The sequence below is a fragment of the Frankia sp. BMG5.60 genome (genome assembly GCF_059428125.1).
On the sequence record NZ_CM182091.1, the window covers coordinates 770,059 to 795,959 of the forward strand.

The following is a 25,901-nucleotide window of genomic DNA, read 5'->3' on the forward strand; positions in this document are numbered from 1 at the left end:
CGCTCCCTTCGTCGGCGCACAGCGGCATCTGCGGGCGCACGCCAGCGGCCGGGCACGGCCCGTGGAACATCATTCTACGGCGTGTGGACGGCGGCCCGGCGACGTGCCCGCGAGGCGGACGCGAGGGATCCCCACGGTAGTTGACGCCACCGCCAACAGAAGGCCCCGGCAGGCCACCGGACCGCCCGGTCGGTCGAGAGACTCTGCCGCCCCCTCGCTTGCACGGGGCATACGTCCTGTGTGCACGGCACGTCGACACTCGGCTGCACTACGCAGTCGCCTGACCGGCGGACAGCGATCAGGTGACGAATACGTCAACATTGGGTACGCTGCCTCGCGCCCAACCGCAACACCGACGAGGGAGCGCGTCTCATGCCGCTGCAGGATCATCATCAGATCGTCTCGGTGGACGACCACCTCATCGAACATCCCCGCGTCTGGCAGGATCGGCTGCCGGCGGCGCTGCGCGAGCAGGGCCCGCGCATCCAGGAGATGAACGGCAAGCACGTCTGGCACTACGACGGCTCGGTCTTCCCGACCGTCGGGCTCAACGCGGTCGCCGGCCGCCCGCCGCAGGAGTGGGGCATCGACCCGGTCCGCTACGAGGAGATGATCCCCGGCTGTTACGACCCGGTCGCCCGGATCAAGGACATGGACCTCGACGGCATCCAGGCCGCCCTGTGCTTCCCGTCCTTCCCCGGCTTCGGCGGCGGCGTGTTCCAGCGGGCGCCCGACAAGGACCTCGCGCTGCTGTGCGTGCAGGCGTGGAACGACTTCCACATCGACGAGTGGTGCGCGGCCGCGCCGGACCGCTTCATCCCCCTCGCCCTGATCCCCACCTGGGACCCGCAGCTCGCCGCGGCGGAGATCCGCCGCACCGCCGCCAAGGGCGCCCGGACCATCTCCTTCCCCGACAGCCCCGTGCCACTGGGGCTGCCGTCGTTCCACAACGCCGCCTGGGAGCCCGTGTGGGACGCCTGCGAGGAGACCGGCATGGTCATCTCGCTGCACTTCGGCTCGGGCAGCTACGTCCCCGGCTTCTCCTTCGCCGCCACCCGCGCCATTCCCGGTGAGGTCGTCCTCCCCGACGCGCCGTTCGCCGTCGCCATCACCATCTTCTCGACCAACCTGATGTGGTCGGCCACCGACCTGCTGTTCTCCGGGGTCCTCCAGAAGCACCCGAAGCTGCAGTTCTCCCTGGCCGAGGGCGGCATCGGCTGGATTCCCTACATCCTCGAGCGCGCCGACTTCGTCTGGGAGCGCCACCGCTACTACCAGCCGATCGACTTCGACGCCCGCCCCTCCGACCTGTTCCGTAAGCACTTCTGGGGCTGCTTCATCGACGACGAGTTCGGCCTGGAGAACCGGCACAAGGTCGGCATCGACCGGATCATGCTGGAGATCGACTACCCGCACTCCGACTCGAACTGGCCGAACAGCCGCAAGCGTGCCGCCGAGGTCCTCGCGAACGTTCCCGACGACGAGGTCGTGAAGATCACCGAGACCAACGCCCGCACGATGCTCAACTTCCCCCGCACCTGATCTGACCGCGCTCCTGACTGAGCGTCAGGGCGTGTCGGTGCGTCAGGGCGTGTCGGTGGTCGCGGCGCCGGGGTAGAGCGCGGAGGTCAGCAGCTCGGACTCGGCGTCGCGCCACCGCGTCCAGGACCGCTCGTCGTCGAAGTCGAGCCCCAGGGCGTGTTCCAGCATCGGGCCGAGCAGGACCGGGGCGAAGCCGAGGATGAACAGCATCGCCGCCTCGGCGCGCAGGTCCGTCGACGGTCGGGCCTTGCCCATGTGTTCGCGGTGGGCGAGTTCCTCGGTGGACAGGTCCACCGCCCGGCGGAACCAGTCCAGGCCGTCGGGCTGGCCGTCGAGCAGCATCCGGCGGACGTAGGCGCCGAGCAGCGGTACCTCCGCGACCATCCGCTCGAAGCGGACGAGCCGACGTTGCAGCGCCTGCGCCGGGTCGCCGCCGCGATCGGGTTCGCGGGTGTTGCGGTGCAGGTACTCGACGATCCACGTCGAGATCGCGTCGATGACCCCCTGCTTCGAACCGAAATGGTGGATCACCAGGGCCGGCGAGACGCCCGCGCGCTGGGCGATCGCGCGGACGGTCGTCGAGTGCACCCCCCGCTCGGCGACCAGGGCGAAGGCCGCCGCCCGGATGCGCGCCTTCGCGGTGAGGTCCTCCGGCCCGGTCAGGTGCGTCGACATGTAGCCCTCCCCCTCGCTGAATGCGCCCGCCTCACTGAACGGATGTTCAGCATAGGTGCCGCGCCGACGAAAGGAGCCCCCGAGGTGGCCGAGACCGGTGCGGCGGCGCCGAACACAGCGGCGCCGAACACGGCGGCGCCGAACACGGCGGCGCCGAACACGGTGGCGCGGAACAAGGCGGCGGTGCGGGCGTTCTTCGACCGGATGAACGCCGGCGACGTGGCCGGCGCCTTCGATCTGCTCACCGACGACGCCGCCTGGTTCAGCCTGTCGACGCGGCGGTTCTCCGACCGTGACCAGATGCGCGCGTCGATCGAATGGGTCAACACCGAGCTCCTGCGGGCGCCGATCCAGCAGACCGTCACGACGCTCACCGCCGAGGACGACCGCGTCGCCGCCCTCACCGAGGGCCACGCGGTCACCGTCGCCGGCAATCGCTACGACCAGGCGTACCACTTCCTGTTCGAGTTCTCGGGCGAGCGCATCAGCCGGCTGTGGGAGTTCAACGACACCTACCACTCCCGGACGGTCTTCGCGCTGAGCGAGGCCGGCGACCTGCCGCGGACCGACCCCGCCTGACCCCGCCCAGCTCAACGATCATGGTGTTCCGCGGAACCGCGCCACGGTCGTCACGCCAGCGCCGCCGGGGCCTCCCCAGGGCTGGATCACGGCGCGGCGTGCTCCCGGACGGCCCCCGCGGCGAGGAGCTCGGCGATGCGGTCGCCGGAGTAGCCCAGGCCCGCGAGGATGCGGCGGGTGTCCGCCCCCGGGGGCGGTGCCGCCGCGGTGATCTCGACCGGGTTGCCGGACCAGTCCGCGTAGCGGCGCACGACCGTGCACGGGCCGAGGTCCGGCTCGTCGATGCGGGTGAGGATGCCCGCCGCGGCGAACCAGGGATCGGTCAGGAAGCCGCCGCGGTCGAGGACGGGCGCGGCCGGCACGCCCGCGGCGGCGAGCAGGGCGGCGGCCTCGGCGCTGCTCAGGCCGGCGAGCGCCGCGGTGATCCGGTCGGCCGCCGGGCCCGCGGCCGGCGCCCGCAGCAGCGCCGCGGCGCCGGCCTCGCGTCCCACGCCGGCCTCGCGGCCCACGTCTGTGAGGTCGAGGGCGGCCACGAGGGCGACGGCGTGCTCGGGGGTCGTGGCGGCGATGGCGACCCAGCCCTCCTTGCACGGGTGCAGCCGGTGCGCCGCGGTGTCGCCGACGTACTCGTGGCCGCCCACCGCCGGCGCGGGCCGGGCGGCGTGGCGGACGAACTCCCCGGCCTGCATCATCACCGAGGAGTTCACCATCGTGGTGACGACCTCCTGGCCGAGCCCGTCGCGCCGCCGGGCGTACAGCGCGGCGAGGATGCCGAAGGCGACGAGCGACCCGGTGCCGATGTCGTGCACGAGCATGGCGCTCTGGCAGGGCGCGCCGGCGCCGCCCTGGGCGGTGATGAGCCCGGAGCGGGCCTGCAGCAGCGGGTCGAAGGCGGGGGTGGCGCTCAGCGGGTTGCCGGTGCCCCAGGCGGTGACCGTGCCGCGCACGAGCCGCGGGTTGATCGCGGCGAGGGTGGCGTAGTCGGTGCCGATGCGCTCGCGTACCCCCGGGCGGACGTTGTCGAGCAGGACGTCGGCGCTGCGCACCAGGTCGTGGAACGTCTCCCGGCCTTCGGAGGTCTTCAGGTCGACCACGATGTCGTCCTGGCCCTTGTGGAAGGCGAGGAAGGAGACCGTGTAGATCCGGTAGGGGTCGCCCTGGGGCCCCTCGACCTTGATGACCTCGGCGCCGTAGTCGGCGAGCAGCGTCGAGCCGAACGGCCCGGCGACGAAGCTGCCCAGGTCGAGCACGCGCAGCCCGGCCAGGGGCGCCGGCGGTTCCCCTGCCGACCCCGCCGCCGACCCCGCCGCCGACCCGGCCCCCGCAGGGTCCGCAGCCGCGGCGGGGCGGGGGTCGGCCCAGACCTGCGCGGCGTCGACGAACGCCTGCGCGCTCGGCAGGTGGGAGAACGCCCCCGGGGTGCGGCCCAGCCGGATCGGATCGCCGGGGATCTCCACCGGGCCGAGCTCGGGATGGACGTGCACCCGGCGCATCCCGTTCGACGCGACGACCTCGCCCGCCCACCACTCGTCGCGGGTCTGCGCCGGGGCGTTGGGCACCCCTGCGTCGGTCAGCAGCCGCTCCCAGTGGGCCAGCGGCCGCTCGGCGAACCTCGCCGCGAAGCGTTCGACCACCGGGGCGCCGACGCCGGGGCGCAGCATGTTCAGCATCGAGCCGTCCACGCCCGGCATGGTCAGCACCTCGAACAGGTCGAGCACGTCGAGCGCGGTGAGGAACAGCGGCTCGGTGAGCGCGCCGAGGTAGAGCCAGCGATCGTCGGAGCAGCGGTAGAGCCGGTAGTTCGGCGACGAGCCACCGCCCCCCGGCTGGCTCGCGCGGATGATCCCCTCGGCGTCGGTGAGGCTCGCGGCCTGCATCGCCGCCGTCGCGTGCAGCCCGCTGACCAGCACCGCCCGCCCGCGGCCGGCATCCCGGTGGCCGGCATCCCCGCGGCCGGCATCCCCGCGGCCGGCATCCCCGCGGCCGGCATCCCCGCGGCCGGCACCGTCGCGGCCCAGCAGGGCGGCCGCGACGGCGGTCGCGCCGAGGATCGCCTGGCCGTAGGCGGCGATCGGGGTGACCAGCGCGAGCGGGTGACCGTCGTAGGAGCCGTGCTCGCCCGACGCACTGGACACGGCGTCGGCGAGCAGCGGGTCGGCCGGCAGCCGGCCCCACGGCGGCGCCGGGGCGAGCAGCGGCAGCCACAGGTGGATCAGGCCCGGATGCGCGGCGCGCACGCCGTCCGGGTCGAGCCCGTCGCGGTCGAGGTCGTCGGGGGTGCCGTCGACGACGAGCACGTCGGCGGCGGCGAGCAGGCGGCGAAGCTGCGCCGCCCCGGCGGGGGTCGTCCGGTCCAGCGCGCACAGCCGCTTGTTGCGGTCCCAGCACAACGCACCCGGGCCGTCGTCGAGCGGGCCGCGCCCGGGGGGGCGTAATCGCACGACGTCGGCGCCCTGGTCGGCGAGGTACATCGCGGCCATCGCGCCCGCGATCGCCCCGCTCGCGTCGAGGACCCGCACCCCGTCATACGCGCCGCTCATCCCATGCCCTCCTGCCCGAGTCCCCGCCGCAGTCGCCCCGCCCTCTCACCCTAATTCGACTGTTCCTGCAGCCCAGCCCGTTCTGGACACGCCGTGCCTCCGGGCAACCCGCGTGGCGCGTGCGACCTGCGGCCCGCGTGCCGAAGCCAGGGGAACGGTCGGCGTCAGAGGGCGAGTTGGAGCTGGCGCTTGAGGACCTTGCCCATGGAGTTGCGCGGCAGCTCGGCGACCAGTTCGAGCTGCTCGGGGATCTTGTAGGGGGCGAGGCCCTCGGCGCGGCAGAACGCCACGAGCGCCGCGAGCGTCGGCGTCGGCTGGTCGGGGTCGGGCACGACGACGGCGACGGCGCGCTCCCCCGTGCGGGCATCGGGCAGCCCGACGACGGCGACCTCGGCGACCGCCGGATGGCGCAGCACGACCGCCTCGACCTCCAGCGCCGAGATGTTCTCGGCGTTGCGGATGATGATGTCCTTCAGCCGCCCGGTCACGTACAGCCAGCCGTCGGCGTCGACGTAGCCGAGATCGCCGCTGCGCAGGTAGCCGGCCTCGTCGAAGGCCCCCGCGTCGAGGGTGGGATCGGTGTGGCCGGCGAAGAGCTGCGGGCCGCGCAGGCGCAGCTCGCCCTCCTCCCCGGGCGCGGCGGGCGTGTCGTCGGCGCGCACGACCCGCACGCTGACCCCCGGCGCCGGACGGCCGGCGGTGCGTTCCATCCGGTCGTCCGGGGACCCGGGCGCGGCGTAGCCGACGACCGGATGCTCGGTGAGGCCCCAGCCGTTGCAGATCCCGGCCCCGCCGAGCTCGGCGCGGATCCGCGTGTGCAGGCCCGGCTCGTTCGGCGCCCCGCCGGAGACGCACAGTCGCAGCCGGGGGAACAGCGGCTCGTCGCCGTGGCGGCGCTGCGCGTCGAGGTAGGCGTGGAAGAACGGGGCGGCGCTGCCGAGCATCGTCACGCCGTGGCGGGCGAGCATCGCCGGGGTGGCCTCCCGGTCGAAGGTCTCCACGAGCACGCCGGAGCACCCGACCCGCGCCATGAGACCCAGCATCCCCGGGCCGCCGATGTGCGCCAGCGGGAACGGGATGGAGGCGACGTCGGCGTCGGTGAACCCGAGCTGGTAGACCATCCCGTTGGAGCTGGCGATCACCGACCGGTCGGTGTGCCGCACGCCCTTGGGCACGCCCGTGGTGCCCGAGGTGTAGAACACCCAGCGCACCGCGTCACCGGCCCCGTCCCCGGCCCCGTCCCCGGCCCCGTCCCCGGCCACGGACAGGTGCGGGAGAACGGCCGGGTCGCCCAGCGGCAACCCGATCGGGATCCCCGTCTCCCCCTCCCCCGCCTCGCCTTCCCCGGCCGACGTGGCGGGATCGCAGACGAGGACGCGGGCGTCGTGGCGGGCGGCGACCTTCTCCGCCATCGTCCGGTGGTCGAACCGGCGGAAGACCTCGGGGACGACGATCCAGCGGGCCCCGAGCTGGCCGACGATGAAGTCGACCTCGGCCTCGCGCAGGACCGTGATGAGCGGGTTCTGCACCGCGCCGAGGCGGGCCAGCGCGGACATGAGCACGGCTGCCTCGATCGTCGTCGGGAGCTGCCAGCTCACCGTCTCCCCCGGGCGCACCCCCAGCTCCCACAGCCCGGCGGCGACCCGCTCGGCGACCTCGCGGAACTGGCGGAAGGTCAGCCGCCGCCCGGCGGCGTCGACGAGCATCGCCAGCTCCGGGGTCGCCCGCGCCCGGCGCTCGATCAGCTCCCACCAGGTGACGGCGTCATTGATAACCGGAACCGGCACGCGAAGCACCCTTCGGACTCGATGCGGCTCGGCCGGCGGAACCGACGCAAACGAGATCCCCGGATGGCAAAGGAATCCCGGCGCAGGATACGGAGGACACCAATTCGCCGCACGTAGAACGCTATTCTATGAACCCGTCGCAAGGGACGTCAATGACGGGACTCCCCGAAGCGACCCGCTCACTCGACGTGTGTCACACCCGGCGGAAGACGGCGCGGGCGACGCTGACGATGCGGTCCTCTCGTCCCTCGTCGCGCAGCGTCAACTGCGTCGCGATCCGCTCGGAGCGCCCGCTGACCACCTCGGCCTCGGCCCGGAACGGCCCGGCGACGCCGGGGCGGATGAACATGACGATCCAGCTGTCGACCTGCAGCGCGTCGGTGCCGGCGTGCGCGGCGGCGGCGTCCGTCGCCGCGGCCTCGAGGACGATGTTGATCGGCCCGAGGTGCAGCGCGGCGTGCGGCGAGGACAGCTCCGGGGTGACCTCGGGCAGCCGCCAGAACCCGTCCTGCCCGCGGCGCGCCCCGAAGACCTGGTGCAGCGGCGGCAGCGACGGGGAGTCCACGACCGGGACCGGGGGGTTGGGGACCTTCTGGTAGTCCTCGGGGACGTCGCCGAGGCTCACCCCGGTCCCGCACGACACGGCGATCACCCGGCTCGGGTCGTCGGCGTCGACCGTCAGCGACCGGCTGAAGCCCATGGAGCGGCCGAGGTGGATGACGTCGCGGTGCACGACGACACCGCGGACGTCGCGGGCGCTGTCGAGGATGTCGTAGGACATCACCACCGGCGCCGGCACGCACTGGCTGTCCAGCCAGTAGGGCTCGGGCGAGGCGATGCACAGCGGCGCCGCCATGATGCCGCCGGTGGAGTTGCGCATGTCATGGCGCAGCGGCATCGTCTCCCGCTCGACTTCGCTGTCGAGATCGGGGCTCAGCTTTCCCAGATAGCGGTAGCTGAGCAGGGCCGTCCAGGCCTCCTCGAACTGCTTCCAGTGCTCTTCCGGGGTGACCTCACGAATATCCCTGACCATTCCTGGACGGTACTACAGGGATACCGGGCGAACCTCCTCGGAATTCTTTCCGAGCGCGGCGGCCAGCGCCTCGACGTCACCGAGGGAGCGCAGCAGGTCGTTGAGGTGCGTGCAGGTGGAGATGCCGCGGAACGCGCCGCCGACCAGCCCGCGCACGGCGCGGACGTCGGTGCCGACGAGGCGGTCCGCGCTCGCGCCGGCCAGCGGGCACTCGACCCACGGCAGGACCCGCGGCTGCGCGGCGACCGTCACGACCGTGAACGTCGCCGCGTCGATCCCGGCGGTCAGGCCGTACTCGTGGACGACGGTCTCGTCGCCGTCGGAGTCGACGTAGGTGTCGCGGAACATCGCGTCGACGTCGAGCAGCCCGTCGCGGGCGGTGAGGTCGAGGCGCCGGCGGCGGCGCACCCCGTTCACGCCCAGCGGCGCCAGCTCGTGCCAGGCGGCCGGGTCGTCGGGGTCGGCGAGGTCGGGGGCGACGGGGCCGGCCATCGGCGGCAGCCCGCCCTCGTTGCGCATGGAGATCATCATCGTGCCGTCGGAGCGCCAGCCCGAGCAGATGTCGGCCTGGGCCATGCCGCCCGGATGCGGCCCGTTCTCGCCGGGCTCCACCGCCCAGGCGTAGCCGGAGATAATGACCGCGCCGGGCACGTCGTCGAGCAGCAGGTGGCCCAGCGACGACGTCTCGGCCGGCAGGGCGGCGGCGACGGCCCTGCGGAACCCGCCGGGCACGCTCGCGCCGACGAGCGCCTCGGCGCCGGGCAGGGGCGGGTCGGTGAGGACGTGGGCGACGGCGGGGCGCCCCGTGCGGTCGATCTCGACCTCGACGGCCGCGTGGGCCAGCTCGACCCCGGCGCCGGCGGGGTCAGTGAGCAGGTCGCGGCCCCGCCCGCGCAGCACCAGCGGGCCGGTCAGTTCGCGGCCGCCGGCGATGTCGACGGTGCTCGTGCGCCGGATCGAACCCGGCCGGCGTCGGGGGGTCGCCGCCGCCGGGGTGCGCGGTCCATGGCCGGGATGACCTGTTCGGATCATCGCCACTCCCCCTGTCTGTTCGAGAACGTGGTCCGGCCGCGGGGGCGCCACCGCACCCCCGCGGCCGCGAGCCCTACCGGGGCTGGAAGCGCTGGGCGCCGTCCAGACGGATCGTCTCGCCGTTGAGGTAGGGGTTGGTCAGGATGTGGGTGACCAGCGCGCCGTACTCCGACGGGTGGCCGAGCCGCTTCGGGAACGGCACCGCCGCGCCGAACTTCGCCAGCGCCTCCGGCCCGACCGACTCCATGATCGGCGTGCGCATGGTGCCCGGGGCGACGCAGACCACCCGGATGCCGAGCGAGCCGAGGTCGCGGGCCGCGGCGAGGGTGAGGCCGACGACGCCGCCCTTGGCCGCCGCGTAGGAGGACTGGCCGATCTGGCCCTCGAAGGCGGCGATGCTGGCCGTGGTCACGACCGCGCCGCGCTCGCCGTCCTCGCCGGGCTCGGTGCGCGCGATCGCCGCGGCGGCCAGGCGCAGCACGTTGTACGTGCCGTTGAGGTACAGGTCGACGGTCTTGCGGAAGCCGTCCATCGACGCCGGGGAGCCGTCGCGCTGCACGACCTTCTCGGCGACGCCGAAGCCGCCGTGCGCCGCCACCGCGAAGCGCAGCGTGCCGAGCTCGCCGGCCGCCTCGATCGTCGCGAGCACCGAGTCGTCGTCGAGCACGTTGGTGCGCGAGTACTTCACCGCGTCGCCGAGCTCGGCGGCGAGCTTCTCGCCGCGCTCGTCGTTGAGGTCGGCGATGATCGCCGACCCGCCCGCGGCGACGATCGCCCGCACCGTGGCCTCACCGAGGCCGCCCGCTCCGCCGGTCACGAGGGCGACGTTGCCTGCCAGTTCCATCCGGTCCCTTTCCCGTGTGTCACATCCCGGCGGGGGTCGCCGATGCGGCCCCCGCCGTCCCGCCCGCGGTCAGCCTCGCTGCGAGGACAGGATTGTCACCGCCGACACCGCTGTGGGGCCACCGATGTTGTGCGCGAGCGCCGTGCGGGCGCCGTCGACCTGGTTGGCCGCCTCACCGCGGAGCTGCTCGAACAGCTCCACGCACTGGGCGACGCCGGTGGCGCCCGGCGGGTGCCCCTTCGCCTTCAGACCGCCGCTGGGATTGACCGGCTTGGCCCCGCCGACGTTGGTCACCCCGTTCTCGATCAGCTTGTAGGCGCCGAACTTCTCGGCGAACCCGAGGTCCTCGTAGCTGATCAGCTCGACGCCGGTGAAGCAGTCGTGCACCTCGGCGACGTCGATGTCCTCCGGGCCGATCCCGGCCATCGTGAAGGCCGCCTTCGCTGCCTTCACCGTCGGCGGGAACGTCGTCATGTCCTTCTTGTGCTGGTGCATCACCCGGTCGAGGCCGAGCCCGACGCCGCGCACCCAGACGGGACGGTCGGTGTAGCGGTCGACGACGTCCTCGGAGACGAGCAGCAGCGCCGCGGCGCCGTCGCTCTGCGGGGTGCAGTCGTACAGGTTGAACGGGGCGACGACCACTGGCGAGTTCATCGCCTGCTCGACGGTGATCTCGTAGCGCAACTGCGCCTTCGGGTTCGGCACGGCGTGCTTGTGGTTCTTCACCGCCACCATCGCGAGGTGTTCCTTCGTCGCGGGCGACTCGTGCAGGTAGCGGGCGACGTGCAGGGCGAAGTTCGCCGGGGCGACGAGGCCGAGCGGGTAGTCCCAGGCCATGTCTCGGGTCAGGCCCGCCCACTCCCAGAACGTGCTGCGCGCCGAGGACTCGCGCACCTTGTCCGCGCCGACGACGAGCACCACGTCGAACGCCCCGGACGCGACGCCGTAGAAGGCGTTGCGCACCGCGTCGTTACCCGTCGCGCAGGCGTTCTCCACCCGGGTCACCGGAATGTCGAGCAGCCCGCAGGTGTCCGCGAGGATGCCGGTGGGGAAACCGTCCGAGGTCGTCAGCTCACCGAACCAGGCCGCCTGGATGTCGGCGCGGTCCAGGCCCTTGTCGACGTGCGCGGCCATCTCGGACACCGCCATCGGCAGCAGTTCCTTGATACCCAGGTCGAAATGCTCGCCGAACGCCGTCATGCCGGCGCCGACCACCGCCACCCGCCTCATCGCACCGCTCCCTCGCCTGCATCCGCGGCCGTAGCCGCCTCCGGATACAGCGCATATCCGTAGTCCGGAATTCCTGAGCGCACCGCGACCCGGCGCAGCACCAGCCGCCCCCGGTCGCCGATCTGCACCGTTCCGGCCGGGGCGCCGGTCACCTTCACCAGCGCGCGCACGTCCACCCCGTCGAGCTGGACGATCGCCAGGGAGTACGGCGTCGGCAGCCCCGGCACGGGGACATGCACGGTGACGACCGTGTACACCTCGCCGGTGCGCGGCAGCGGGGTCAGCGACCAGCCGTCCTCCGAGCCGCAGTTGAGGCACCGCCGCCGCGGCGGCAGCGCCAGCGTGCCGCAGGCGTCGCACCTGCCCGCGTCCCAGCGCAGCTTCGCGTCGAAGGCCCGCTCGTAGGCGGCCAGCGAGATCGCGATGTCCGGCCCGGGGGTACGGGTCAGCTTCTCCGGCGCCAGCAGCGCCGGCTCGTCGCGGCGCACCGCGGGCACCCCGTCGACACGCAGCGCCGTCGCTGACCCCTGCTCGACGGCGAGGACCAGCCCGCCGCCGCCGACCTCGGCGAGCGCCGCCACCGCGAACAGCGCCGCGCTCGCACCCGTCGTCGGCAGCGTCGGCGGTACCCCGGCGCACAGCGCCCGGGCCTGCTTGGCGGGCAGCCCCGCGACGACCACCGGCTTGTCGGTCAGGTCGAGGCGCTCGATGGCGACCCCGACGCCGCGCTCGCGCTCCAGCCGGGCGTCGGAGTAGTCGCGGGCGCCGCCGCCGTTCTCCCGGCTGTGCACCGGCAGGCTGCGCACGATGCGGCCGATCGGCTCCACGCCGACCCCGGCCCCGTCGGCCAGCAGCGCCGCGGCCGCGCCGACCGGGCCTGACTCGGCCGCGTCGACGCCGATGACCAGCGTGCCGGCCTCGGCGTCGCCGAGGGTGTCGAACACCGCCGGCCCGCCGCCGACCTGCTCGACCACGGGCACGTCGTCGGGCAGCCCGATGCCGGCCAGCAGCGCCGCGGCGTTGCCGCCGACGAGCAGCGGCAGCTCCCGGGTCACGAAGACCACCCGGCGCACGTCCGGCGCCGTCGCCGCGCCGGCCGGGGTGGCCTGCTCCAGCGCCGCGCGGGCGGCGGCGACGGCCAGGGTCACCGCGTCCTCGTCGGGTCCCAGGACCCGTCCCCGCGCGCTGCCCCAGGGGGGCAGGTACGTACCGACAGCGGCCACCGTCGTCATCGCGTTGTCTCCTCTCGCCGCCAGCAGATCACAGACACCCCGATCACGAAATGATGTTCAGGCCGGCCAGGCCGGCCGGCGCGGTGCCGAGCACCACGCGCAGCCCGGCGTCGAGCTCGGCGGCGTCGAGGCGCCCGCCGCGGGCGGCGCTGTAGCCGCGGCGCACGCTCCACGGGTCCACCGGATGCACGGTGTTGCCGTCGATGCGCAGCACCCGCCCGGTCAGCCAGCCGGAGCGCTCCGAAGCCAGCCAGGCGACGACCGGCGAGGAGTTCGCCGGGTCGAACCGGTCGAAGCCCTCGTCGGCGCCCGGCTGGGCGAGGCCCGTGCCGGCGGTCATCCGGGTCGCGGCGACCGGGGAGATGCAGTTGGCGGTCACGCCGTAGCGGCTGCCCTCGAGCGCCGTGGTCAGCGTCAGGTTCGCGATGCCGGCCTTGGCGGCGCCGTAGGCGGCCTGACCGACGTTGCCCGCCAACCCCGTACCGGAGGTGGTGTTGACGATCCGCCCGGCGACCGGGCGGCCCGCCTTGAACTCGGCCCGCCAGTAGTCGCAGGCGTGCTTGGTCAGGGCGAAGGTGCCCTTGAGGTGGACGCCGATGACGGCGTCCCAGTCCTGCTCGGTGAGCGAGGTGATCGTCGCGTCCCGCAGGATGCCGGCGTTGTTGACGACGGCGTCGAGTCGACCGAACCGCTCGACCGTGTTCGCCACGAGGGAGCGCACCGCCGCCCAGTCGGTGACGTTGCCGGTGTCGCGCACCGCGACCCCGCCCTTGGCCTCGATCTCGGCGACGACGGCGTCGGCGGGCTCCTCCTGCGACGACTCCCCGCGGACTCCGACGCCCAGGTCGTTGACCACGACAGTTGCCCCGTGGGCGGCCAGCTCGAGGCTGTGGCTGCGGCCGATTCCCCGGCCTCCGCCGGTCACGATGACGACGCGTCCCTCCAGGAGACGCTCACCCTGTTGCGACACCCGTCAGCTCCTCTGCCCGGTCAGTCCGCACGGCGACGCTGGCGACTCTAGGGTCTACTTGACATATTCGTCAAACCTTAGTGTCATGAGGCCATATCCCTTGCTCATGCCGCCCCGGTGTGCCCCTGCAGGCCGGGATTTCCCGCCATACTTGACACCCCAGTCGGAGATCGCCCATGCCGAGCGAGATGGACCAGTTCGTCGCCGAGGTCACCGCGTTCCTCGACGCCCACGCCACCCGCCGCGCCCGGGCGGCCGAGGACGTCGCCTGGGGCGAGGGCGAGGACCGGATCACCTACTTCAGCACCGACCCGCCCGAGGTCGAGAACGCCAAGGTCGCCGCGGCCAAGGCCTGGCAGCGCACCCGCTACGACAACGGCTTCGGCTGGATCACCGGGCCGACCGAGTTCGGCGGGCGCGGCCTGACCACCCTGCACGACCTCGTCTACGACGGCCTGGAGGCCGCCTACGATGTGCCCGAGACCGGGGTGCTCTCCCTCATCGGCCTCGGCATGATCGGCCCGACGATCCTCGCCCACGGCACCGACGAGCTCAAGCAGCGCTACCTGCCCCGGCTCTACAGCGGTGAGATCATCGCCTGCCAGCTCTTCAGCGAGCCGGCCGCGGGCAGCGACCTGGCGAGCCTGGAGACGAAGGCCGTGCGCGAGGGCGACGGCTGGGTGCTCAACGGGCAGAAGGTCTGGACGTCGGTGGCGCACCACGCCGCGATCGGGCTGGCGCTGTGCCGCACCAACCCCGACAACCCCAAGCACCGGGGCATCACCGCGTTCATCGTCGACATGACCGCCCCCGGGGTGGACGTGCGCCCGCTGCGCCAGATGAGCGGCGGCTCCGAGTTCAACGAGGTCTTCCTCACCGACGTCCACGTCGGTGACGACCACCGCCTCGGCCCCGTCGACGGCGGCTGGGGCGTCGGCCTGACCACCCTGATGAACGAGCGGGCCAGCGTCGGCGGCGAGGGCGCGGGCCCCGTCGGCCGCGCGGTCGCCCTGCCGTTCCTCACCGAGCTGCTGCGCGCCAACGGCCGCCTCGACGACGGCGCCGCCCGCCGGCGCCTCGCCGAGCTGCACGCCGACGCGCTCGCCACCGAGTACCTCAACCACCAGATGGTCCGCAAGTTCCGCGCGGGCGAGCAGCCCGGCCCCGAGGCGTCGGTGTCCAAGCTGATGTACGCCCAGAACCTCACCCGGGGCGCCCACTTCGCCGCCGAGATCATCGGCCCGCGCCTGATCGCCGACACCGGCGCGTGGGGCACCTACTCGTGGACGGAGCTGCTGCTGTCCACCCCGGCGTTGCGGATCCTCGGCGGCACCGAGGAGATCATGAAGAACATCCTGGCGGAGCGGGTGCTCGGGCTGCCCAAGGAGCCCGGCATCGACACCAGGTCGCCCTTCCGGGAGCTCCGTCGTTCGGCCGGGTCCGCGGCGTCAGTCGGGGCCACGGAATCGGGAAGGTCTGCATGAGCACCGAGGACACCACCAGCGGCGAGGACACCACCAGCACCGAGCTGGACGAGCTGCGCTCGGCGGTACGCGACTTCATGACCGCCAAGGCCGACGAGCGCGCCGTACGCGCGGCGATCGACTCCGAGCGCGGCTACGACGACAAGGTCTGGGCGCAGATGGCCGAGCAGCTCGGCCTGCAGTCCCTCGCCCTGCCCACCGAGCACGGCGGCGACGGCTACGGCCTGGTCGAACTCACCGTGGTGCTGGAGGAGATGGGCCGGGCGCTGCTGCCCTCGCCGTTCCTGTCCTCGGTGGTGCTCGCCGGCACCGCGCTGGTCGCCGCGGGCGGCGACGAGGCCGCGCGGATCCTGCCCGGCATCGCCGCCGGCACCACCACCGCCACCCTCGCCCCGCCGAGCGTCGACGGCGGCTGGTCACTCGGCGGACGCGGCGCCGGTGACGCCCTCGCCGTCACGGCGAGCGCCGGCACGGATGACGTCACCCTCGAGGGCACCGCGCCGCTCGTGCTCGACGGCGCCGGCGCCGACGTGCTCCTCGTCGTCGCGGGCGGCCCGGCCGGCCCCGGCCTGTACGCCGTCGACGGCGACGCGGCCGGACTCACCCGCACCCCGCTGCCCGTGCTGGACCTGACCCGCCGCATCGCCAAGGTCACCTTCGCGGCCACTCCCGCCCGCCTGGTCGGCGCGGCCGGCGGCGCGGCGGCGATCCTCGACCGGGTCCTCGACGTGGCGACGACGGCGCTGGCCGCCGAGCAGGTCGGCGCCGCCCGCGCCTGCCTGGAGGCGAGCACCACCTACGCCAAGGACCGCGTCCAGTTCGGCCGGCAGATCGGCAGCTTCCAGGCCGTCAAGCACAAGGCCGCGGACATGCTCACCCGCGTCCAGGTCGCCGACGCCGCGGCCCGCGAGGCCGCCCGCGCCGTCGACGGCCTCGCCGACGCGCCCGAGGCCGGCGTCGCCGCCGCCGTCGCGCACGCCGTCTGCTCCGAGGCGTTCCTCGCGGTGGCCACCGAGAACATCCAGGTCCACGGCGGCATCGGCTTCACCTGGGAGCACGCGGCGCACCTGTACTACCGCCGGGCGAAGGCCTCCCAGTTGCTGTTCGGCGGCCCGGCGGTCTACTACGAGCGACTGCTGGCAAAGGCCGGAGTGTGAGCGCCGCGCCGGGCCCGGCCACCGCGCCCGGCGTGGGGACGGCCACCGTCCCGTCCGCCGCGCCGCCGTTGCCGGGCCCGGGGCTCGCCGCACCGGGCCCCGGCCCGGACGTCGAGGGCACGGTGCGCACCGCGGCAGGGCTTCGCTTCACCGGCCTGGCGACCACCGTCGGCGACGGCACGCGCGCCACCGTCGAGCGGGTGCCCGACGCCGAGGCCCTCGTCGACCTCGCCACCGGCCAGCGCCTGACCTACCGCGCACTGTGGGACGCCGCCAGCCGGGTCGCCGGCGGCCTCGTCGCCGCCGGCGTCGCCCCGGGTGAGCGGGTGGCCGTGCGGCTGCCCAACGGCGCGCCCTGGTGCGCGGCGGTGCTCGGCGCGATCCTCGCCGGCGCCGTACCCGTCCCCGTGAACACCCGGCTGACCCCGGCCGAGGTCGAACACATCGTCACCGACTCCGGCGCCACGCTCGTCGTCGACGACCCGGCCGCGCTGCCCGACGGCCCGGCCACCGTCCGCCTCGCCGACGACCCGGAGGCGCTGGCGGCCCTGTTCTACACCTCCGGCACCACCGGCGTGCCCAAGGGCGCGATGCTGTCGCACCGGGCGCTGCTGTCCGCGGCCGAGCAGTGCCGCCGCGCCCTGCACCTCGGCCCGACCGAGGCGACGCGCACGCTGATCGCCGCGCCACTGTTCCACGTCCTGGCCTTCGGCATGCAGTGGCTGCCGGCCCTGCTCGCCGGCGGCACGGTCGTCATCGCCACCCACTTCGAGACCGGCGCCTGGCTGCGGGCGATCCGCGACGAACGCATCGACGTGCTCAACGGCGTGCCGGCGATGTACTGGCAGGCGCTGCGCCACCCCGACTTCCCCCACACCGACGTCTCCCACGTCCGGCTGGTCAGCTACGGCGCCGCGCCGACGCCGCCGAGCCAGGTCGCGGAGCTGCTCGCCGCCTTCCCCGCGGCCCGGTTCGGCCCCGGCTACGGGCTGACCGAGGCCGCCTGCGTCAGCGGCCTGGACCACGACGAGGTCCTCGCCCACGCCGACACGGTCGGCAGCGCCGTCGCCGCCACCGAGCTGCGCCTCGACGGCCCCGAGGCCGCCGCGGGCGTCGGCCAGCTCCTCGTGCGCGGCCCGCAGCTCATGAGCGGCTACTGGCGGCGGCCCGAGGCGAGCGCCGAGGTCCTCGACGGCGGCTGGCTGCGCACCGGCGACCTCGCCCGCATCGACGACGCCGGGCGCGTCCACCTGCTCGACCGGATCAAGGACATGATCAACCGCGGCGGGGAGAACGTCTACAGCATCGAGGTCGAACGGGTGCTGGCGGCGTTCGGCGGCGTCGGCGAGGTCGCCGTGGTCGGCGTGCCCGACCCGCGCCTCGGCCAGCGCGTCGCCGCGGCCGTCGTGCCCCGCCCCGGCGCGACCGTCGACGTCCCCGCCCTGCTCACCCACGCCGCCGGCCGCCTCGCCGACTTCAAGATCCCCCAGTACGTGGCGATCCTGACCGAGCCGCTGCCCCGCAACGCCGCCGGCAAGGTCGACAAGGCCCGCCTGCGCACCGACACCGCCTGGGGCCCCCGCCGCTGAGCTGAGGACGAGCCCCCCGGCTCACCCCATCGACCGGTCACCCCATCGACACCAGCCGCGCCCCGCCGTCGGCCTCGATGACGGTGCCGGTGACGTTCGGATTGGTCGCCGCGACGACGGTGACCTCGGCGATGTCGTCCGCGGTCGCGATCCGCTGCGCCGGCAGAGCCCGGGCGGCCTGGTCGAAGCCCGGATGACGGCAGTGACGCCGCCGACCGGCGGGTCGTCGACGCGCTGCGCGCCCTGATGGCCCACGCCCAGATCGACGAGGAGTTCCAGCAGCGGTTCCGCTCCGCGTTTCTGCAGCGCCGCCGCGACGCGCTCGGGATCATTCTCGACCGCGCCCGGACCCGGGGCGACCTGCCGCCGATCCCGTCCCCCGGCACCGTCGCCGACCTCGTCTTCGGCGTCATCTGGTACCGGATGCTCGCCACCAGCCGACCCGTCGACGAGAACCTGATCGACGAGCTCGTGGCCACCCTCACCGAGCCGCGCTGATCACAGGCACCGTCGACCGCCCGGCGATCATGGTGTTCCGCGGAACCGTGCCCCGGAGCCCGACCGGCCTGGTCCGCGGTACTACCCAGCCGCCCATCGGCGGCGACGATCAGCGGGCGGCGCTGGTGTGGCTGTCGGTGTGGGCGCGGACGACCGGGGCGACGGTCTCGGCGAAGCGGTGGATCGACTCGCCGACCTGCTCGCGGGGCAGGCCGCCCCAGTCGATCTGGCCATAAAAACGGTCCAGGCCGAGGGTCTGGTGGGCGTCGAGGATCTTCTCGACGAGCTGGGCGGGCGTGCCGATCATGATGGCGTTACCGCGGCGCATCCCGTCGGCGAACGCCTCCGCGGAGACGATGAAGCCGCGCCCGCCGGGGGTCTTGGGGCGCAGGTACTCGTAGTAGTACGGGTGGACGTCGCGGGCGTCCTGCTCGGAGGCTGCCGCGTAGAAGTGCGTCGAGATGCCGACCTTCAGCCGCTCGGGATGGCCCGCCCGCTCGCCGGCCGCGCGGTAGATGTCCACGGCGCGCCGGGCGTGGCTGAGCGGGCCGCCGATGTAGCCGAGCACCATCGGCAGGCCGAGGCGGCCGGCCCGCTCGGCGCTGGTGGGTGACCCGCCGACCCCGACCCACACCGGCAGCGAGCCGGGCTCGGCCCGGGGTGTGATCGGCGCGTCGGTCAGCGGGGGGCGGAACCGGCCGCGCCACGTCACCCGTTCCTGCTCACGCAGGGTCAACAGCAGGCGGAGCTTCTCGTCGAACAGCGCGTCGGCGTCGGCGAGGTGCTCGCCGAACATCTCGAACGGCTCGGCGTACGCGCTGCGCCCGGCGATGATCTCGGCCCGGCCGTGGCTGAGCAGGTCGAGGGTGGCGAAGTCCTGGTAGAGCCGCACCGGGTCGAGGATCGGCAGCACGGTCACCGCGCTGGTGAGCCTGATCCGGCTGGTCCGGGCGGCGACGGCGGCGAGCACGACCGCCGGCGAGGAGACGGCGAAGTCGAGGGTGTGGTGCTCCCCCAGGGCGAACAGGTCGAGCCCGACCCGCTCGGCGAGCGTCGCGTGCCCGACGATCTCGTCCAGCCGCTCGCCGTGACCGACCCGTTCCCCGGTACCGAGCCGAATCTGCGTGTCACTGAGCGAAAGCACCCCAAGTTCGAGCATGTGCGCAGCCTATCCGGGTAGGCGCAGTTCGCGGCCGGGCCAGCGGGAGCGCAGCCAGCGGTCGTGGGAGGCGACGACGATCGCGCCGGGGCCGGCGCCCAGGGCGTCCTGCAGCTCGTCGGCGAGGCGCGGCGAGAGGTGGTTGGTGGGCTCGTCGAGCAACAGCAGGTCGGGCGGGTCCGCGACGAGCAGCGCCAGAGCGAGGCGGCGGCGCTGGCCCACGGACAGCTCCCCCACCGGCCGGCCCAGGTCCCGCGGGGCGAGCAGGCCGAGCCCGATCAGCGGCACGGTCTCGGCCCGGCGTGAGCCCAGCGCGTCGGCGTAGGTGGCGGCCACGGTGCGCTCCGGTCGGTCGAACGCGCTGTCCCGTCGTCGTCGTACTGCCACCCAAGCCGCGGCGCCGACCGGCGCGTCCTCTCCTCGCCGCGGGCCTGCCGGGCGCAGCGCACCAGCCGCTCGATCTGCCCGGCGGTGCAATACCGCGCATGGGTCAACCACACCTGCTCGGAACGCTCGTCGGCGATCCGGGTCACCGCCCGCACCTTCGCATACGACAGGGTGCCCGCGGCGAACGCGGACCGGATCGCCGGGAGACGCTCCAACGCATGCCCGGTCGCCACCTGCTCCCGCGCGGTCCGCAGACCGATCCCGCACCGCCACGACAACCAGTGCGCACACGACCCCAGCCCCATCCCCGACCAGCCCTCCCGCCGATCGAACGCCGCCACCGCCAGCAGCCAGGCACACGTCGCCGCCGCGATCCGCCCCGCCCACCGGCAGATCACCTCCTCCACCTCCCCCAACGACGCCGACTCCACATCCACCCCCACCATCGCCGACCAGGCGGAGGGATCGGCGGGCGCGGAGGACACAGGAACAGTCATCATGATCACCGGGCCAGGGGTGTCGTCGAACATCGGACTCGAACATCGTCCCACCCCCCACCGACAAGAACCCAACCAAGATCAACCAAGGATCAACGGGGGGGCACCGCACGCCGAATGCTGGGAGAGATCGCAGCCGGCACCCAAGCCAAGATTCGATCAAGGTGTTCCGCGGAACCGGCACCAGCCCCAGGCCCAGACCCAGACCAGAACGCGGAGACTGATCGTGAAGCTGACGACCCGACGACCCGACGACCCGACGACCCGACGACCCGACGACCCGACGACCCGACGGATGATCATTCCGCGGAGCCGGCGCCGGGCTGTAGCCGGGATGGTGATCGGGGAGATCAGGGTGCCGCCGGGCGATCCCAGAGGTGGTGCAGGGCTGCGGCGCGTTCGCGGCGGTCGAGGCCGCGCAGGTCGGCGGTGCCGTGCTCGGTGACGACGACGTCGACGTCGTGGCCGGGGGTGCTCACGGGGGCGGAGAGGCGTTCGACGAGGGTGGGGCGGCCGCGGTGGGTCGCCGGCATGGCGATGATGGACAGGCCGCCGGGCGAGCGGGCGCCGGCGGCGGCGTAGTCGGCGTGGCCGCCGACGCCGCCGACGGTGGCACCGGGGAAGCCCTCCACGTTGACCTGGCCCTGTTCGTCGAGCTCGATCGCGGTGTTCACCGCGACGAACGGCAGGCCGGTGGACAGCCGGCCCAGGTCGTGGGTGTGCTCGATGGGATGCAGCAGCGGGCGGCCCGCCGCCCAGGCCAGCAGGCCCGGGCCGCCGGCCAGGTACGTCGTGACCGGGGTGCCGGCGAGCAGGCCGCGGCGGTCGAGGTCGACGACGCCCTCGGGCAGCAGGCCCGAGTCCAGGTGCACGGGGGTACGCAGGGCCTCCAGCACCGCGACGCCGAGCGCCCCCGGGCCGACCTGCAGCCGGGCGCCGGACGGGACGAGGGCGGCGACCTGCTCGGCGATCGCCCGGTGCTCGTCGCCCGGGGCGCTGAACTCCAGCGCGATCGGCGGGGTGTCGGTCTCCCCCACCAGGACGAGCCGGTCGGCGGGCAGCGGGGGGCCCGCGTCGCAGTGCGGGGTGGCGTGGGCGACGACGCCGGCGACACGGGCGCCGGCGGCGATCGCGGCGTGCATCCACGCCACCTCGGTGCCGAAGGCGTAGCCGCCGCCGGGGGCCGGCACGACCGTGGCGACCAGCAGGTCCGGGCGCAGCGGACCGTGCAGCAGCGACGGCACCGCCGACAGCCGCACCGGTAGCGCCCGTACCCGCCCGTCGTCCACCGGACGGCGCAGCCCCCAGCCGGACATCACCGCGCGGACGTCGGCGAAGGCGGCGAGGTCGAGCTCGCGGTCGGCGACGGGCAGCCACCCGAGCAGCAGCCGCACTCCGCCCGCCGCGGCGGCCGCGGCGGCGAGCTCGCCGGACACCGACCGCGGCGCGCCGATCCCGTCGGCCAGCGCCACCCGGCTGCCCGGCTCGACGAGCTCCGCCAGCTTCCCGCTCTCGACACTCATGCCAGCACCGACACTCACGCCATCACCCTCGCAGTCGGGTCTAGCTCAGGTGGACAGGATGGTGACGGCCGCGGTGCCGGGGGCGCCGTAGAGGTGGGCGTAGCCGACCCGCGGACTGCCGGCGACCTGGCGGTCCCCGGCGCGGCCGCGAAGCTGGGTGACCAGCTCGTGGATCTGGCGCAGCCCGGAGGCGCCGACCGGCTCACCGTTGGCGAGCAGCCCGCCGTCGGTGTTGACCGGCAGCTTTCCGCCGATCTCGGTGGCGCCCTCGGCCAGCAGCGTCTCCTGCTCGCCGTCCTTGCAGAAGCCGTTCTCGGCCAGGTGGATGACCTCGGAGCCGGCGTCGGTGTCCTGGAGCTGGGCGACGTCGACGTCCTCGGGGCCGATGCCGGCCTGCTCGTAGGCGGCCTGGGAGGCGAAGACGGTGGGGCTCGGGGCCGTCTCCAGCGGCAGCGACGGGCTGAGCAGCTCGAAGGCGCCCTCGCGGCGGGAGAACAGGGTGCTGGCACGCAGGTAGATCGGCTTGTCGGTGTACTTCGACGCCAGATCCGCCCGGCAGAGGATGGCCGCGGCGGCGCCCTCGTCCGGCGAGCAGTACATGTACTGGGTCAGCGGGTAGTTCAGGTACTGCGACTCGAGGATCTGCTCGGCGGTCATCGGGGTGCGCCGCCACGCCCGCGGGTTCGCCGCGCCGTTGCGGAACGCCTTCTCCGCCGCCCGGGCCAGCGTGAGCGGGGTGATGCCGAAGTCGTGCATGTAACGGTTGATCTTCATGCCGAAGAAGTGCGTGGTGAGGAACAGGCCGGCCTCGCCGTACCAGCCGGGCAGGCCGGAGACCGACGGGTGGTCGGAGAACGCGCCGCGGGGGTGCTTGTCCAGGCCGATGGCGATCGCGATGTCGGCGTCGCCGAGGCGGATGGCGTTCGCCGCCATCGCCAGCGACGTCGCGCCCGTCGCGCAGCCGGTGAACACCGCCCGGCCCGGCACGCCGGTCAGGCCCAGCAGCCCGACGATCGCCTCGGGGTTCTTGACCTCCATGCTGCCGGCGTAGAGCGCCTGGATGGCCGACCACTCCACCCCGGCGTCGGCGAGGGCCTCGATGACGGCGTCCTCGCCCATCTCCAGCGCCGACTTACCGGGGTAGCGCCCGAACGGGTGCAGGCCCGTGCCGATGATCGCAACGTCACTCGGAGCCATCGCCGTGTCCCTCCTCGGCCCCGACCGGGGCGAACGCGTAGATCATGGTCTGGTTGCCGTCGGCGTCGGTGCCGAACGGGACGATGCGCAGCTCCATCTCCTGGCCGATGCGCAGCTTGTCCGGGTCGGCCTCGGTGAGCCGGGCCTCGACCCGCAGCGCGCCGGGCAGCTCGATGTAGCCGACCGCGAACGGCTCGAACGTCTTCGGCGTGTCGTCGCCGGCGTACGGCGGGGACGGCGGGCGGAACCGCTGGCCCGTGAACGTCCACAGCGTGCCGCGGCGCGGCAGCTCGACCCGCTCCAGCTCCTCGTTGACGCCCCCGACCAGCTTGTGGCTGCGGTACGGGAAGACGACCTTGCCGTCCGACGACCGGCCGCCGATCAGGGCGGGTTCCTCCGCCGGCCAGGTGAAAAGATCCTCGGCCAGGGGTACCTGCTGTGCCATTCCCACTCTCCTTCGAGCCTTCGAGCCTGTGCGCGGTCGAGCCTGTGCGCGGTCGAGCCTGTGCGCGGTCGAGCCTGTGCGCGGTCGAGCCGTCAGACGGACGCGCCGGTGACCAGCGCCCACAGCGGCTCGTCGGAACCGGTGCGGACCACCTCGTCGCCGAGCAGCCGCTCCCAGTGCCGCTGCGTGCCCTCGTCGTCGCGCCACGACCACAGCCGGCGGGTCACCAGGTGCAGCGGGTACTCCTGGGTGATGCCGATCGCGCCGTGCAACTGGTGGGTGTCGGTGGCCACCGTCCCGGCGGTCCGCGCGGCCACCGCGCGCACCGCCGCCGCCGTGCCGCGACCGGGACGGGTCACCGCGACGGTGAGCGCCGCGTCGAGCAGGTCGCGCTCGACGGAGAGGCCGGCGACGAGCTGGCGCACCGCGGGCAGCGCCGACAGCGGCCGGCCGAACTGCTGGCGGGTGGTGACGTGATCCTTGGTCAGCGTGCAGGCCCGTTCGACGGCGCCGGAGATCGCCGCGGCGCGCAGCACCGCGACGCGGTCGAACACATCCCCGGCGAGCCCCGCGGGGGCCACGGCGACGCGGTCGGCGGGCAGCCGCAGGCCGTCGAGGCGCAGCGTCCCCGCCGACTCGCCGGCGAGGTCACGCTCGGGCGGTGTGGCGCTCGGTGGGGCGTCGAGGACGGCGACGACGGTGGCGTCCGCCTGCTCGACGACGAGCACGACCGCGGGCACCTCGGACAGCCAGCGCACACGCGCGACGGTGCCGTCGAGGACCCATTCGAGGCCGTCGCGGCGGGCCTCGACGGTGCCGGCGGGCGCGAGCGCCAGCGCGGCGCGCTCGGCGGTCGCGGCGATGGGCAGCCCGGCGCCGGCCAGCGCCCAGGCGGCCAGGCCGGTCTCGATCAGCGGGACGGCGGCGGCGTGGCGACCGACGCCCGCGGCGAGCTCGGCGACCGCGGCGAGATCCCCGCCGGCGCCGCCGTCGTCCTCGGCGACGCCGACGACCGGCCAGCCGAGTTCGGTCAGCAGCGCCCACAGCTCGCCGGGGGCGGTGTCGGTGTTCGCCCCGAGCACGTCGTCGACGACGGGGCGCAGATCGGCATCGAAGATCATCGCGGCAGCTCCGCCCGGCTGATGACGGTGTACAGGACCTCGGACGAGCCGCCGCGGATCGACGCGCCGGGCACGACGGCCAGGCCGTCGACGAGCAGCCGGTGGGCCTCGGCGTCGCCCTCGCAGACGTCGAAGACGTACCGGGCGGTTTCCACGACGTCCTTCTCGAACCGGGTGCCGGCGAGCTTGAGCCCCGCCGCCAGGCGCACCGGCGCCTCGCCCTGGTCGAGGGCGCCGGCGAGCTGCAGGCCGAGCTGGCGCAGCGCGGTCAGGCGCGCGGCCAGCTCGCCGAGACGCTCGGTCGCGGCCCGGTCGGGGTGGCGCTGGACCGTGCGGATCATCGCGGCGAGCACGGGGTAGGTGCTCAGGTAGCGCTCCACCCCGCCGCGCTCGAAGGCGAGCTGCTCGGTGACCTGCTTCCAGCCGGCGCCGACCGTGCCGAGGACGCGGTCGTCGGGCACGTGCACGTCGTCGAGGATCACCTCGTTGAAGTGGTGCTCGCCGACGAGGTCGAGGATGGGCCGCACGGTGATGCCGGGGGTGTCGGCGTCGACGAGGAACTCGGTCAGGCCCTCGTGCTTGGACGCCCCCTCGCCGGTGCGGGCGAGGATGTACAGGTGGGTGGCGTGGTGCGCCGACGTCGTCCACACCTTCGCCCCGGTGATCGACCAGCCGCCGTCGATGGCCGTCGCCCGGGTGCGCACGGCCGCGAGGTCCGAGCCCGCCTCGGTCTCGGACAGGCCCAGGCCCACGACGACCTCGCCGCGGCAGATCTTCGGCAGGATCTCGGCGCGCTGGCCCTCGGTGCCGACCCGCAGGATCGTCGGGCCGATCTGGCGGTCGGCCGTCCAGTGCGCGGTGACCGGCGCGCCGGCGCGCAGCAGCTCCTCGGTGACGACGAACCGCTCGGTGTTCGACCGGCCGCCGCCGCCGTATTCGGTCGGCCAGGTCATGCCGATCCAGCCGTGGCGGCCGAGGGCGCGGGTGAAGTCGGGGTCGTAGCCGCGCAACCAGCTGTCGTTGCGCGGCACGATGCCGGCCGCGGCGACGAACGCGCGGACCTCCCGGCGCAGCTTGTCGTGGGGATCGGCCATCAGCCGACCTCGTCGCGGGCGACGATCATGATGGTTCCTCCGGGTGCGCAGCCGCCGTGGGACGGCGCCCGCACCGATGTCGGCGGGATGCTTCGCACCGCGGCCCGGGGGTGCGATCCAGCCCGCACATCGTAGTTGACGATTTCGTCAGAAGTAAACCGGTGCGCCGGCCACGGGAGCTGCCACGGTGCGCCCCGGCGGCCGCGGCGGAGCCGGCGACAGGGGCGGCGGCAGGGGCCCGGCCGCCGCGGACGGCGTCCGTCGGCTTGTCTGGGAATACCATTCC

At 74.0% G+C, this 25,901-nt stretch carries 22 protein-coding genes and 1 pseudogene; 6 read left to right on the plus strand and 17 right to left on the minus strand.

Annotation, left to right across the window (positions count from 1 at the left end):
• Positions 1–372 precede the first annotated feature (372 nt).
• A complete protein-coding gene (locus AC5R91_RS03295) occupies positions 373–1,542 on the plus strand; it encodes an amidohydrolase family protein (protein WP_495395611.1) in 1,170 nt (389 codons plus the stop codon).
• A gap of 42 nt (positions 1,543–1,584) precedes the next feature.
• On the opposite strand, the gene AC5R91_RS03300 is transcribed toward AC5R91_RS03295, so the two are convergent.
• The gene (locus AC5R91_RS03300) at positions 1,585–2,217 is read right to left on the minus strand and encodes a TetR/AcrR family transcriptional regulator (RefSeq protein WP_495395612.1); all 633 of its coding nucleotides are present in this window, start codon (positions 2,215–2,217) and stop codon (positions 1,585–1,587) included.
• Between the two features lie 84 nt (positions 2,218–2,301).
• On the opposite strand from AC5R91_RS03300, the gene AC5R91_RS03305 reads away from it, so the two are divergent.
• Positions 2,302–2,796: a nuclear transport factor 2 family protein gene (locus AC5R91_RS03305; protein WP_495395613.1), complete on the plus strand. Its 495-nt coding sequence runs from the start codon at positions 2,302–2,304 to the stop codon at positions 2,794–2,796.
• Positions 2,797–2,882: 86 nt separating this feature from the next.
• Here AC5R91_RS03305 and AC5R91_RS03310 read toward each other — a convergent pair whose 3' ends face one another.
• The 8 genes from AC5R91_RS03310 to AC5R91_RS03345 form a co-directional block, all read right to left on the minus strand.
• Positions 2,883–5,336, minus strand: coding sequence for a CoA transferase (locus AC5R91_RS03310; RefSeq protein ID WP_495395614.1), 2,454 nt, complete (start codon positions 5,334–5,336; stop codon positions 2,883–2,885).
• A gap of 164 nt (positions 5,337–5,500) precedes the next feature.
• On the minus strand, positions 5,501–7,123 hold the full coding sequence (locus tag AC5R91_RS03315; protein ID WP_495395615.1) for a class I adenylate-forming enzyme family protein: 1,623 nt from the start codon (positions 7,121–7,123) through the stop codon (positions 5,501–5,503).
• A 193-nt stretch (positions 7,124–7,316) separates the two neighbouring features.
• Positions 7,317–8,156 carry a hotdog family protein gene (locus tag AC5R91_RS03320; RefSeq protein ID WP_495395616.1) on the minus strand — a complete coding sequence of 280 codons (840 nt, stop codon included), beginning with the start codon at positions 8,154–8,156 and terminating at the stop codon, positions 7,317–7,319.
• 12 nt (positions 8,157–8,168) lie between these two features.
• The gene (locus AC5R91_RS03325; protein ID WP_495395617.1) at positions 8,169–9,188 is read right to left on the minus strand and encodes a DUF2889 domain-containing protein; all 1,020 of its coding nucleotides are present in this window, start codon (positions 9,186–9,188) and stop codon (positions 8,169–8,171) included.
• A gap of 73 nt (positions 9,189–9,261) precedes the next feature.
• Positions 9,262–10,032, minus strand: a complete 771-nt coding sequence (locus tag AC5R91_RS03330) for an SDR family NAD(P)-dependent oxidoreductase (RefSeq protein ID WP_495395618.1) — start codon at positions 10,030–10,032, stop codon at positions 9,262–9,264.
• Between the two features lie 69 nt (positions 10,033–10,101).
• Positions 10,102–11,262, minus strand: coding sequence for a thiolase C-terminal domain-containing protein (locus AC5R91_RS03335; protein WP_495395619.1), 1,161 nt, complete (start codon positions 11,260–11,262; stop codon positions 10,102–10,104).
• Positions 11,259–12,494 carry a Zn-ribbon domain-containing OB-fold protein gene (locus tag AC5R91_RS03340; protein WP_495395620.1) on the minus strand — a complete coding sequence of 412 codons (1,236 nt, stop codon included), beginning with the start codon at positions 12,492–12,494 and terminating at the stop codon, positions 11,259–11,261. The genes AC5R91_RS03335 and AC5R91_RS03340 overlap by 4 nt, the downstream gene beginning before the upstream one ends.
• 43 nt (positions 12,495–12,537) lie before the next feature.
• A complete protein-coding gene (locus tag AC5R91_RS03345; RefSeq protein WP_495395621.1) occupies positions 12,538–13,464 on the minus strand; it encodes an SDR family NAD(P)-dependent oxidoreductase in 927 nt (308 codons plus the stop codon).
• A gap of 176 nt (positions 13,465–13,640) precedes the next feature.
• Between AC5R91_RS03345 and AC5R91_RS03350 the strand changes: the two genes are divergently transcribed.
• From AC5R91_RS03350 to AC5R91_RS03365, 4 genes and pseudogenes are all read left to right on the plus strand, one after another.
• A complete protein-coding gene (locus AC5R91_RS03350) occupies positions 13,641–14,948 on the plus strand; it encodes an acyl-CoA dehydrogenase family protein (protein WP_495395622.1) in 1,308 nt (435 codons plus the stop codon).
• Entirely contained in the window at positions 14,945–16,105 is a 1,161-nt protein-coding gene (locus AC5R91_RS03355) for an acyl-CoA dehydrogenase family protein (protein WP_495395623.1), read from the plus strand. The genes AC5R91_RS03350 and AC5R91_RS03355 overlap by 4 nt, the downstream gene beginning before the upstream one ends.
• A complete protein-coding gene (locus AC5R91_RS03360; RefSeq protein WP_495395624.1) occupies positions 16,102–17,694 on the plus strand; it encodes a class I adenylate-forming enzyme family protein in 1,593 nt (530 codons plus the stop codon). The genes AC5R91_RS03355 and AC5R91_RS03360 overlap by 4 nt, the downstream gene beginning before the upstream one ends.
• Positions 17,695–17,916: 222 nt before the next feature.
• Positions 17,917–18,192, plus strand: a pseudogene (locus tag AC5R91_RS03365) (TetR-like C-terminal domain-containing protein); the annotation flags it as partial.
• Between the two features lie 109 nt (positions 18,193–18,301).
• Here the strand turns inward: AC5R91_RS03365 and AC5R91_RS03370 are convergent.
• The 8 genes from AC5R91_RS03370 to AC5R91_RS03405 form a co-directional block, all read right to left on the minus strand.
• Complete coding sequence (locus AC5R91_RS03370; RefSeq protein ID WP_495395625.1) at positions 18,302–19,351, minus strand: LLM class flavin-dependent oxidoreductase; 1,050 nt, start codon at positions 19,349–19,351, stop codon at positions 18,302–18,304.
• 9 nt (positions 19,352–19,360) lie between these two features.
• Positions 19,361–19,687 (minus strand): ATP-binding cassette domain-containing protein, encoded by a 327-nt coding sequence (locus tag AC5R91_RS03375; protein WP_495395626.1) that lies wholly within the window; start codon positions 19,685–19,687, stop codon positions 19,361–19,363.
• On the minus strand, positions 19,630–20,235 hold the full coding sequence (locus tag AC5R91_RS03380) for a DUF222 domain-containing protein (protein ID WP_495395627.1): 606 nt from the start codon (positions 20,233–20,235) through the stop codon (positions 19,630–19,632). Before AC5R91_RS03380 ends, AC5R91_RS03375 begins: the two co-directional genes overlap by 58 nt.
• A 350-nt stretch (positions 20,236–20,585) precedes the next feature.
• Positions 20,586–21,758, minus strand: a complete 1,173-nt coding sequence (locus AC5R91_RS03385) for an acetyl-CoA hydrolase/transferase C-terminal domain-containing protein (protein ID WP_495395628.1) — start codon at positions 21,756–21,758, stop codon at positions 20,586–20,588.
• 45 nt (positions 21,759–21,803) lie between these two features.
• Positions 21,804–22,955 (minus strand): thiolase family protein, encoded by a 1,152-nt coding sequence (locus tag AC5R91_RS03390; RefSeq protein ID WP_495395629.1) that lies wholly within the window; start codon positions 22,953–22,955, stop codon positions 21,804–21,806.
• Positions 22,942–23,400 carry a Zn-ribbon domain-containing OB-fold protein gene (locus tag AC5R91_RS03395; RefSeq protein WP_495395631.1) on the minus strand — a complete coding sequence of 153 codons (459 nt, stop codon included), beginning with the start codon at positions 23,398–23,400 and terminating at the stop codon, positions 22,942–22,944. Before AC5R91_RS03395 ends, AC5R91_RS03390 begins: the two co-directional genes overlap by 14 nt.
• 92 nt (positions 23,401–23,492) lie before the next feature.
• Positions 23,493–24,521: an acyl-CoA dehydrogenase family protein gene (locus tag AC5R91_RS03400; protein ID WP_495395632.1), complete on the minus strand. Its 1,029-nt coding sequence runs from the start codon at positions 24,519–24,521 to the stop codon at positions 23,493–23,495.
• Positions 24,518–25,615 carry an acyl-CoA dehydrogenase family protein gene (locus AC5R91_RS03405; protein ID WP_495395633.1) on the minus strand — a complete coding sequence of 366 codons (1,098 nt, stop codon included), beginning with the start codon at positions 25,613–25,615 and terminating at the stop codon, positions 24,518–24,520. The genes AC5R91_RS03400 and AC5R91_RS03405 overlap by 4 nt, the downstream gene beginning before the upstream one ends.
• Positions 25,616–25,901 lie beyond the last annotated feature (286 nt).

Excerpts from the sequence above, each read along its gene's own strand:
- AC5R91_RS03295 (WP_495395611.1), top strand. The coding sequence starts at position 373 with ATGCCGCTGCAGGATCATCATCAGATCGTCTCGGTGGACGACCACCTC.
- AC5R91_RS03300 (WP_495395612.1), bottom strand. The coding sequence starts at position 2,217 with ATGTCGACGCACCTGACCGGGCCGGAGGACCTCACCGCGAAGGCGCGC.
- AC5R91_RS03310 (WP_495395614.1), bottom strand. The coding sequence starts at position 5,336 with ATGAGCGGCGCGTATGACGGGGTGCGGGTCCTCGACGCGAGCGGGGCG.
- AC5R91_RS03320 (WP_495395616.1), bottom strand. The coding sequence starts at position 8,156 with ATGGTCAGGGATATTCGTGAGGTCACCCCGGAAGAGCACTGGAAGCAG.
- AC5R91_RS03325 (WP_495395617.1), bottom strand. The coding sequence starts at position 9,188 with ATGATCCGAACAGGTCATCCCGGCCATGGACCGCGCACCCCGGCGGCG.
- AC5R91_RS03330 (WP_495395618.1), bottom strand. The coding sequence starts at position 10,032 with ATGGAACTGGCAGGCAACGTCGCCCTCGTGACCGGCGGAGCGGGCGGC.
- AC5R91_RS03335 (WP_495395619.1), bottom strand. The coding sequence starts at position 11,262 with ATGAGGCGGGTGGCGGTGGTCGGCGCCGGCATGACGGCGTTCGGCGAG.
- AC5R91_RS03340 (WP_495395620.1), bottom strand. The coding sequence starts at position 12,494 with ATGACGACGGTGGCCGCTGTCGGTACGTACCTGCCCCCCTGGGGCAGC.
- AC5R91_RS03350 (WP_495395622.1), top strand. The coding sequence starts at position 13,641 with ATGCCGAGCGAGATGGACCAGTTCGTCGCCGAGGTCACCGCGTTCCTC.
- AC5R91_RS03355 (WP_495395623.1), top strand. The coding sequence starts at position 14,945 with ATGAGCACCGAGGACACCACCAGCGGCGAGGACACCACCAGCACCGAG.
- AC5R91_RS03370 (WP_495395625.1), bottom strand. The coding sequence starts at position 19,351 with ATGCTCGAACTTGGGGTGCTTTCGCTCAGTGACACGCAGATTCGGCTC.
- AC5R91_RS03380 (WP_495395627.1), bottom strand. The coding sequence starts at position 20,235 with ATGACTGTTCCTGTGTCCTCCGCGCCCGCCGATCCCTCCGCCTGGTCG.
- AC5R91_RS03385 (WP_495395628.1), bottom strand. The coding sequence starts at position 21,758 with ATGAGTGTCGAGAGCGGGAAGCTGGCGGAGCTCGTCGAGCCGGGCAGC.
- AC5R91_RS03390 (WP_495395629.1), bottom strand. The coding sequence starts at position 22,955 with ATGGCTCCGAGTGACGTTGCGATCATCGGCACGGGCCTGCACCCGTTC.
- AC5R91_RS03395 (WP_495395631.1), bottom strand. The coding sequence starts at position 23,400 with ATGGCACAGCAGGTACCCCTGGCCGAGGATCTTTTCACCTGGCCGGCG.
- AC5R91_RS03400 (WP_495395632.1), bottom strand. The coding sequence starts at position 24,521 with ATGATCTTCGATGCCGATCTGCGCCCCGTCGTCGACGACGTGCTCGGG.
- AC5R91_RS03405 (WP_495395633.1), bottom strand. The coding sequence starts at position 25,615 with ATGGCCGATCCCCACGACAAGCTGCGCCGGGAGGTCCGCGCGTTCGTC.